Below are 10,423 nucleotides of genomic sequence, written 5' to 3'. Positions count from 1 at the left end.
GTCTTGCTGGATAGTCATGGTGATCCGGTTACCGCTACCCAGATTCATGAGGATGGAGAGACCAGCGCTTTTTATGTCGTCAAGGCTTTGGATGAAAATAATAATTTTGTCGATCTAGAAGGCACTGTTGATGTGCGCTTTGATAACCATACTGCTGAAAGTGGTGATTACGCGATAGAAGGTACAGAGGTTACTTTAGGCCAGGCCTTTAGTGCTCGTGCAGTAGATGATAAATGGACGGATAACAACGAAACTTTTACTGTGGAACTGGTTGAAAATTCTTACAGTGAAGATGCAGCCTATACGGCTGATGGAGCCTATGAAACCGTTACTTATGATGACGCCGGTGTAACTACGACCATTCGTGATCTCGACTTTAGAGGTATCGAAGATAACCGTAATACGCTGGAAGGAGATGATGCAGGTGGCGATTGGGATATTCCTATTCTGCAGAACCTTGATCAGATCCACAGTGGAGACGACTTCTCTTTAATTACGATCTCTAATATTCCTACCGGGGCCACGCTTAAAGACGGAGATGGTAATACGTTAACGCCTTCGGGAGGAGAATATACCGTTAGTGATTGGCAGGATGCTTTAAATCTGACTATTACGCCTGCTGTGGATAGTAGTGCAGACATCACATTAGATTATGAGTTGTCTCTTGAAAACGGCTCTGTTGCCTCGTTTACACAGTCTATTGTTATTACACCGGAAGCTGACCAACCTTGGACTTTAGGTGAGTTGGGATCAGAATCGGTGACGTATCAAAACACTCTTCTGGAAGATTCCGGTTGGCAACATTTGAATGCCGGTTGGGTTGGGGATAGTACCGTATTCAGTGAGCTATCAGCATCGACCGGTGATGCTGATGGCAGTGAGCATAATACTGTTGTACGTTTTTTCTCTGATGGCGATACCAATATGCCAGCAGGTACTAAGCTGCGTTTTGAAAATGAAGAAGGGCAAATTGAGACGTTCACCTTCAATAACTCGAATACCTACACTGATATTCCAGCCGATAAACTGGATACATTACAGATCAAAACACCCAGTAACTTTAATGGCGAACTTAATCTGAAGATTAAAACAGCTGTTGTGGATCAAGATGAAAACGGTTCCGGTTCTGATAATCGTTGGAGCGATAATGGAGATACAAATCAGAAGTGGGGTGAACCTGATCTGTTAACCATTAATGTGTCTGGTGATGCTGATTTGAGTGAGAGTCTGATCTCTGTCAAGAGTGTTATTGCTTCAGAAGATAGTGGCCGAGATCAGGAGACTGGAGCACTGACTCAAAATGCTGATGGCACTTATGATGTATCCGGTGCTATTGATCTTGAGATCGATTTTCGTCAGTGGAATTACACTAATACTGAAGTTCTTGAGTTTAAGGTTGAGGGTATTCCCGATGACACCTTTATTTTTGATAAAGATGGTCATTTGCTGAATGGTGATGGTTCCGGCGGTAGCTTAAGTAGCCTGAAAATAGTATTGGATCCTTCAAATGGAGAGCATTATACAGCTCAGCCAGGAGAGGTTGTTCTAACCTCAAAAAGTGCCTTTAATGGATATGTAGAAAACCTGAAGCTTATACCGGCCCATGACAGCAACGAAGATTTCACATTAACTATTAACCAGAAATCGACTGAACCTAATTGGGACGGTAGTGTTGGTGGGGAGCAAACACAAGAGGTAACGGACACCTTTGAGGTTCAGCTTACTGGTGTTGCGGATGGACCTATTGTAACGGGCACTGATGCACCGATAGTGCTTAATGAGAGTGGAGACTGGCAGAATCTTTCAGGGTTTCAGATTGCATCAGGTGAGGAACAGCATCAATCTGAAGAAGTGTATGCGTTAATACGTAATGTGCCGAATGATGTTGGCTTGCGAATTGTTGACGGTGATGGGAATGAACTCTTTGATCAGTTGGTTCTTGCCGATGCGGATGGAAGCTCAACAGACTGGCGAATTGATAATGAAACTTTGCAAAAAGTTAATGCTGGCGAATATAAGATTCAGCTGAAAACTCCTGATGAGGATTACAGTGGTTCCCTAGATTTTAATATTCGAGTGACTGTTCTGGATATTGATTCGGATTCTGGTCAGGCAACGGATACTCTGGTCTCAGATCACACTATGAACATTGTTGTTCAACCAGAGGTTGAAGAGTATGGAGATTCGCAGTCATACGGTAATGAAGATCAGTGGATTGAGCTAGGGTTACGTGTCGGGGCTAAGGATGGAGACGCTCTTGTTGAAGACAAGTACGATTTCAACGATCAGACGTATGATTTGAAAATAGAAATCCCTGGTTTGGGTGAAACCTCTGAAAATACTCAGGTGCATGGTGATAACCTCGCCATCGATTATGCAAATAATCTCGTTTATCTGAATCAGGAAGACCTATCCTCTGTTGAGGTTTTGGCTCCCCAGCATTCCAATGAAGATTTATCGGGTATTCAGTTTCATCGCTATCTGAAAGATGACATGGATGATAGCTCTACCAACGATGAAGATATTCAGGAAGTTATTACAGGCCATACTGTTAATGTTTCCGGAGTAGCTGATGGTTGGGAAGATATTGATCATACTGAAAACGCCACTACAGATGATACCGAAGGGTCTGATTACGATGGATTTATCGTTCAGGATATTGCGGGTGGTACTGAAGCCGTAGAAGGCTCTAAAGCTATTTCTCACGTTGTTATTAAATTTGAGAATGGAGATACCTTTAAGATCGATGAGTACGGTTCAGGTGGAGAAATAACTGACTATGGACATCCTCAAAGATATTTTGAAGATATAGAGCAAACAGTTGGCTCCGATGTTGTTTCTTATTTGGTGAAAGCTGGAAGTAATAATCAAGAAGATGGTGGCTACTTTGATCCTTTTACAGGCGAAGTTGTTGCACCTGAAAGCTATGGCTTCACAGTAAAAAGCAATGGAAATGTAGATGTGTCGTCTGTTGCAAACCGATCCAATTTGGTTGATAGCGGCCCAGATTCAAGTGTGACCAGTGATAATGTAGTGACTGCGCTCACTGATATTATCGTTCGCAATGATAATGTCGAAGATCATTATCATGATAATAACGATACTGATCCGACAGCTGATACATCTGAATCTGAATACTATATCGTCCAGAACCAATCCGGAGCTGACAATACAACGTGGATGGTAGAGGGTGGCATTAATGCAGGTGGTGGTGTTTGGGTTGTACCTGCAGATGCTCTGAACAACGCTAATATCAAGATCCTGCAGCCTGGCGCTGGTGATGGTTCATTGAATCTGGAAATTGTGCCGGTCAGTAAGGAAGATGATGGTGATGTCAAGTTTGATCAGGCTCATACTTTTACAATTGAGTATGCCGGAGGCAGTGACTCAATAGTTGTTGGAGAGGATGGCTCGCTTGTTATTGATGGTGGAACAGCTCCTACTATCACGATATCCAGCAAAGATTCTGGCTTGGAGGATACATCGGTTGAAGATGTATTGTCAGATACATCTGCATCTGGCGGTGCAGAACTTTCCTTTGTTATAGATGGCACTGCTACTAATGGTTCTGTTGATACCACTGGGATGTATCAATTACCCGATGGGAGCTATGTAGGTACGGGGGCTATTAACTTTAAGCCGAATGCTGATTTTAATGGCGATGTTGGCTTTGGCGTTAACATTATTGCCACTGACGATAATGGCAATCAGTCGTTCGCATCTGAAAATATCACTCTGGATATTAACCCTGTTCTGGATGAATCGAATATTAGTGCCGAAGGCGGGACCGAAACTGATGGTGCCGCTGGTACGGAAAGTATTGCTCTGAATCTTCAAATCAGTTCATCGGATACAGATGGCTCAGAAACTCTGCAAGGTGATATTACGATTACACCGCAGGATGGAGGTTCATTAACCGGAGAAGGCGTTACTGATAATGGAGATGGCTCCTACACGGTTTCAGTTGAACATTTAGGCTCTGTTGAATTTGTGCCCGATGCATACAGTCACGGTACCTACAGTTTTGCAATTCAGTACGAATGGACTGATGAGGATACTAATGGCGGTACAGATGTTACTAAAACCATAGAAAGTAATTTCAGTATTGATCTGGCTTCCCAGGTTGACCAAATTGATATCAATCTTAACCCAACCTCAGGTATTGATGAGGGAGAAGAGTACCCTCTGGATCTTTCCGTAATACAGCACGATGATGATGGCAGTGAGGTCGCTTCTGTCAAAATTACCGGTATTCCGGATGCGCTGGTAATCCATGATGCTGAAGGCAATAAGATTGGTAATTACAGTGATAACGGTGATGGTACTGTCACGATCGTTCTAAAGGGTTCAGAAGTACCCGAAGATGGTGGCCTGAAACTATATGATACGACCGGAACATATGGCGGTAGTTTTACAGCAGATGTCACGGCTTTAAGCTTTGACAAAGTCACTAAAGAAATTGCGACTGATGATCAGAGTATAGAGCTGACGATAAATCCTGTAGCAAGTGCGATTCTTGAAGTTGACGCTGGCAGTGCTCAGAGTAATAAGATTGAGGGTGTCGAAGATAATGTGGGCATGCCCTTGGATCTTGATGTCATCATGACGGATCTGGATGGCAGTGAAAGACTGAAAATAACCTTTGGTGATGAGTTTACTAATGAAGGCTTCCGCGCTGAATACACAGACGCTGCGGGTAATACAAAGTCACTTACTGATGAGAGCCTTCTTTCGCCGGAAGAAGCCCAGAGCATTAAGCTCATTCCACAGAATGATTACAGTGGCGATATGCAATTGACTGTCAATGTGCAATCAGTTGAAGTTGATGAAAATGGTAATGCGACGGATGTATTGGATACCGCAGTCTCCAAAATGGTTACGGTAATCGTTGAACCAGAGGCTGATGGTGTAACTGTAACTGGCATTACAGATAAGTCAGTTGTTGAAGATAGCGCTTCTGTGGATATTGGCTTGAACCTTGAGTTAGAGGATAGTAGTGAATTATTAAATTTAAATCTTAACGGACTAGAGCCAGGTTCTGTGGTTTCCGTGACCGGGCAGGATCTAACAGTAGGTAATAGCGGTTCTGTTGATTTTACCGGACTGACTGAGTCAGAAGCGGAGTCACTCTCCGTACAGCCGCCAGAGAACTACAACGGCACGATGAATATTGACGTCAGCGTCAAAACTGTTGATGGTGACGATGTTCTGGATACGGCTGTAACCCAATCATTCAGTTTGGAAGTCATGCCTGAAGCGGATGACCTGGAAATTAGTGATGCGGGAGGCAGTGGTGCAGAAGACTCAACCATAAGTTTGGGTCTGGATCTAGAGCTTGTCGATAGTTCCGAATTGCTCAATGTTACAGTCAGCGGTCACGAAGCAGGATCGGTTATTTCTGTTCCTGATGGCTCAGTTATTGGTACAGTGAATGACGATGGGTCTGTTTCATTTGAAAACCTGACATTATCGCAGGCAGAAACTTTACAAATTACCCCCCCTGATGATTACAGTGGGGCTATGAGCATGGCCGTCAGTGTTAAAACTGTTGATGGCAATGATATTCTTGATTCAGCTGTTACTCAGTCATTTGATCTGAACGTTACTGCAGAAGCAGACCAACCGGATCTGTCTGATCCGATGTTGGCTAATGAGTTTGAAAATGATGACGGTACTTTCTCCTACGATTTGAGTTTGTCCGCATCCTTAACTGATAGTAGCGAAGAGCTTTCTCTGAGAATTGATGGTATTCCAGACAACTGTGTCTTAACGAATTCTGATGGTGATAGCCTCCCAATCACAAATGGTTCAATTACACTATCACCTGCTCAGTTGACTGGCCTTAAGTTAACCAGCCCTGAACCTCTTGCTTCAGATGGAGTTGATGGTCTCAATATAGAGGCAACAGCTATTTCAACAGAGAATATGGGTACACAAGATACCAGTGATGATGTTAGTGCCATTCAGACTAAAACCATTATTGATGGTGTCATTGAGGGGCTCGCTTATACCACCTCTTCAGGTTTGTCTGGTCTGACCGATCAACATGGTAACTTTGAACATCGTGAGGGTGACTCTGTCACGTTTAAAGTTGGTGATATTGAGATTGGTACACTGACACCAGAAGACCTTCTGCAAGGCACTGCATTCCTGCAGGATATTGCCAACGTGGATCGTTCTGATTTAAATGATGAATATGTTGAGAATATGGGGGTCTTCTTACAGTCACTTGATGCTGATGGTAATCCAGATAACGGTATTACCATTACGTCGGAAAGTCATGCGGCCTTTGAAGGCGTTGAGATAGATCTGCGAACAGCTTCTGAGGAAGAGGTTCAATCAGTGATTGAGCGGGCTGGAAGAACAGCGATTTCCGAAGAGCAGGCAATGGATCATATCCAACGCATGCTGGAAGAGCATTCTGACCAGACTGAGTTTGAAGAACATGTGGATGATTCCGTGAGTACAGCAGTACTGGCAAAAGAACCGATAGAAGGTCTGAGCTATGAAACCAGCTCAGGGCTCTCGGGTGAAATGGATCAGGGACGTTTTGAATTTGATGATGGAGACAGTGTTAATATTTACGCTGGTGATCAGCTAGTTGCTACTTTTGACTCCTCCGATATTGGTGATGACTCTGTGATTACCTTTGAGGAAGCTGGTTTTGTTGTTGGACACGACGAGCTGTCTCAGCTTCTTAATGGGGAGCCTCTGAATAATACAGACACTGAGTCGGTGGCAGAAACCTCTGTTGTATCCGAGGATAACTCAGAAGAATTAGATGCGTCAGATGGATTAGATGCGGCAGATGATGAGGACTTTGGTGCTGATACTGTGGGTGATATGGAGCTTTCTGGTATCAATGATCTTTTCATGTTTGGAGAGGATCAACCTCAAGGCTTGCTGGATGCACTGGAAAACGGTGTTCAGTCCGCAGTAGACGATCAAAGTTGGTTCAGTCAGGTAGAAAGTGATCAGGATAATGCTGATACAGACAGCTTTGGAGACTTCGAAGTTGACAGTGCAGCGGATGAAGCTGGTTATTTATCGGATGATGATCAGCCTTGTGAGTGGTAATTGATCTTTGCATCTGGACGAGCGGCATAAAGTATATCTTTATGCCGCTTTTGTTTTATCTAATTAAGAGGTCTTTAATGAAGAAAGGCAATCTACTGTTTTTAATTGGCTTTGCTCTGGCACCTGTTATCTCTCAGGCTCAGGAAGGTGTTTACGTGGGTGGTTTTTATGAAGCGGTGACCACCGACAGCAAGAAGAAAACAGATGCAGATTACGACTATATTGACGGTGGTAATGGTCCGGGGATTGAGATTGGCGTTTTGTTTTCTCCAACCTGGGGAGCCCGTCTGGAATGGGGGCAGCAGGATTACGACCGGGCATCGGCTTTGGCAAGTGGAGGGGATGAGCGTCGGTTGGGGCTTGATCTGATGTACCGGTTTACCGAGAAAAATCATCTTTACACTTTTGTTGGTTTGAAGAGCGTAACCCCTGGTGTTGGTCATTCGGTCATTAATGCCGGTTTGGGTGGTAGTGTTCCTTTGGCATCCCGGTGGTCGGTATTTGCTGAGGGGGCTGTTTATCAGGGGATGAAGACCTCTTTCACAGATATAGGCACTAAAGCCGGTATCCGTTATCAGTTCTACAACAGCGAAACGGACTTTATTAATCCTCACAAACCGGTTCATACCGTGGTTATTTCTGTACCTGAACCGGATCTGGATAAGGATGGTGTGATTGACCGCCTCGATCTTTGTCCGGGGACACCAAGGCAATATTTGGTGAATGAGGATGGCTGTACGATTGCCGAGCAGTTTGTTGTGTCGATGCAGCTCAATGTACTTTTCCCGAATGATTCATCGGACGTTGATCCGGCTTACTATCCGGAGATCAAAAAGGTAGCGGAATTTCTGGAGCGAAACCCGGATACAGCCGTGGAGATCGGTGGCCACACTTCTGCACCGGCCTCATTCGAGTATAACCTGAAGCTTTCTGATGCCCGTGCCAAGGCAGTAGCTAAAGTTCTGGTTGATGAGTTTAAGGTAGATCCTGAGCGAGTGACCGGTAAAGGTTACGGTGAATCCCGCTTGCTTGATCCGGCTGATAACGAGATGGCGCACAGCACCAACCGTCGTATCGAAGCGATTATCTACGCGGTTGATATGAAAAATATCACCCGATAGCTATATGAGAGGGTGAATGCCTGTAGGGAATTCACTCTTCAAGAGATGCCTTAAATACTAAAGCCCCGAACCGGGTTCGGGGCTTTATATGCTTATCGCCCTTAGCTTTGTTGTGTTTAACCCGGCCGCATCAGCTTTTAAGTGCTGCTGTGACCTTAAGGCCGCCAAGTGTGGAGTGGCTGAACGCCAGTTTCCCCTGATAGCTCTGACAGATGGACTGGCAAATAGATAAGCCCAAGCCGTGACCTGCCACCGTTTCATCCAGTTTATTACCTCTTTCTGTCAGCTGCTGTTGAGCATCCTCACTTACCCCCGGACCATCATCCTCAATCGTGAAGATAACATCTGACGCCGATTGATCGGGCTTGTATTGCAGCTCCAGCACAACCGTTTTTTTGGCGTGCTTGGCCGCGTTATCCAGCAGATTGCCTAAAAGTTCCAAGAGGTCGTCCCGGTCAATATGAATACCGGCGGCCAGTTTTTCAGCCTCGGGTATCTTGTTGGTAAACGTGATAGAGGGGTAAATCCGTTTAAGTACCTCAATCAGAGGTGGCAGATCTTCCAGAGGGTAAAATGTTTGTCCCGGCAGGCATCGGCCTGCAATTCGGGCTCGTTTCAGTTCTCGGTCCAGCAGATACTGAATCTGACTGAGGGCCTCTGCTATTGGTACCTGTTGCGCTTCGGCCAGTTCTTTCTTTTGAATATTCAGCTGCTGTAAAGGGCGTTTTAGTTCATGGGCGAAGTTACCCAGGGCGTTTCGGGAGCGTATTGTCCGCTGTCCAAGTTGATCGACAAGGCGATTGATTTCGTCACTCAGCGGCTTAATTTCTCTTGGCGGACTAAAGCCAGAGCGATCAGCACTGCCCTGATGCAGCTGCTGTATCCTTTGTCTGAGTTGTTCAAAATAACGAAAGCTGTGACGTAGGCTTCTCCCCTGTAACCACCAGAGTAGCGCGAAAGCGGTCAACAGAAACAACATAACACTCAGATTGAAACGCTGAGTTTCATGGGCAAGAGGATGAATATCCTCAGCAATCCAGATCGATATTTTCTGTTTGTTCAGCCTGATATCCATTTTCAGCGTGAGTAGTAACTGACCGTCAATTAAGGTATCCGGCGGAATCAGTTTTGTGTTTATCAGGTGGGCAGGCAGTTCGAGATCCCATAGTGAGCGTGAACGAATCACCTGATCCGGTAATGTGATTTGATAGTAATGACCTGAGAAAGCCCGGCGGTAGACATCCGGTATTCTGAGGGCCTCAAGCGTTAGCTTGCCCTGAGTGTCAGGTTCAAGGGCCGCGATCAGACTTTCGGCGTCATGCTCTAAACGGCTGATTACGTAATTTCGGGTAAGCTCTCGGGAAAGAACATTAATCAGCACTAACGTAATACCCAGTACAATCAGCAGAGATAGCAAAAGTCTTAAGCGAAGGGCACTTTCAATTGAAGGCTGGTGTTTTATGAACCCCTTAATCATCAATGCCCGTCCGCTATTTTCTCAGCCATCTGTGGATGTCCCGTGAGCCCCGTCAGCAATTGATAGCCCTGACCCCGCAGGGTTTTGATCCGGTTTTTACCGAGGTACTGGCGTAGTTTGTTGATGTAAACCTCGATAACATTGCTGTCTCTGAGGTGGTCATCTTCGTAGATATGTTCGCTCAGACAGTTTTTAGACAGTACCTGATCCGGGTGCAGCATCATATAGCGCAGCAGCTTAAATTCGATGGCGCTCAGCAGAATTTTTTGCTGTTCGGTGATTAGCTCCCGGGTGTCGGTATCCAGCACAATATCGTCGACACTGATCTGGTTGCAGGCTTGACCGTGATGCCGCCTGAGGACCGCATTCAGGCGAGCCATAAGCTCTTCGCTGTGAAATGGCTTGCCGAGGTAGTCATCCGCACCAGCTTTAAGCCCATCAACCCGTTCATGCCAGGTGTCCCGGGCTGTCAGAATAACAACCGGTGTCAGATCGCCTTGCTGTCGCAGTGTTGTAAGAACCTCTAAGCCATTTTTTTCCGGTAGCCCCAGATCCAGGATAATGGCGTCAAAACTCTCTTCCTGAGCAAGGTGAAGACCATCGGTACCGTCATGGGCCTGCTCAACGGCGAAACCGGCCAGCCGAAGCTCAGGAACCAGTGCGTTACAAAGTGCCAGATCATCCTCAATCAGCAGAATTTTCACCGTTTCTCCCTTGTCTGAATCCATTATTGAACGTGCTTGTATAG

4 protein-coding genes are annotated in these 10,423 nt (G+C 45.4%); 2 read left to right on the top strand and 2 right to left on the bottom strand.

All coding sequences use genetic code 11. The annotated features are described in order from the left end of the window. The first annotated feature begins 3 nt into the window (after nucleotides 1-3). The gene (locus AC4GL5_RS06000; RefSeq protein WP_490381887.1) at nucleotides 4-7,077 is read left to right on the top strand and encodes a hypothetical protein; all 7,074 of its coding nucleotides are present in this window, start codon (nucleotides 4-6) and stop codon (nucleotides 7,075-7,077) included. Nucleotides 7,078-7,154: 77 nt separating this feature from the next. Beyond that, a complete protein-coding gene (locus tag AC4GL5_RS05995) occupies nucleotides 7,155-8,198 on the top strand; it encodes an OmpA family protein (protein WP_490381886.1) in 1,044 nt (347 codons plus the stop codon). A gap of 130 nt (nucleotides 8,199-8,328) precedes the next feature. Here AC4GL5_RS05995 and AC4GL5_RS05990 read toward each other — a convergent pair whose 3' ends face one another. Further along, nucleotides 8,329-9,675 carry a sensor histidine kinase gene (locus AC4GL5_RS05990; protein ID WP_490381885.1) on the bottom strand — a complete coding sequence of 449 codons (1,347 nt, stop codon included), beginning with the start codon at nucleotides 9,673-9,675 and terminating at the stop codon, nucleotides 8,329-8,331. Then, on the bottom strand, nucleotides 9,675-10,379 hold the full coding sequence (locus AC4GL5_RS05985) for a response regulator transcription factor (protein WP_490381884.1): 705 nt from the start codon (nucleotides 10,377-10,379) through the stop codon (nucleotides 9,675-9,677). Before AC4GL5_RS05985 ends, AC4GL5_RS05990 begins: the two co-directional genes overlap by 1 nt. Between the last annotated feature and the right edge of the window lie 44 nt (nucleotides 10,380-10,423).

The sequence above is a fragment of the Oceanospirillum sp. genome (genome assembly GCF_982874595.1).
The sequence above is the reverse complement of the archived record's forward strand: the minus strand, read 5'-3'. Positions and strand labels throughout refer to the sequence as shown.

Bases quoted from the DNA above. Each gene is read 5' to 3' on its own strand.
- AC4GL5_RS05995 (WP_490381886.1), top strand. From the start codon at position 7,155: ATGAAGAAAGGCAATCTACTGTTTTTAATTGGCTTTGCTCTGGCACCT.
- AC4GL5_RS05990 (WP_490381885.1), bottom strand. From the start codon at position 9,675: ATGATTAAGGGGTTCATAAAACACCAGCCTTCAATTGAAAGTGCCCTT.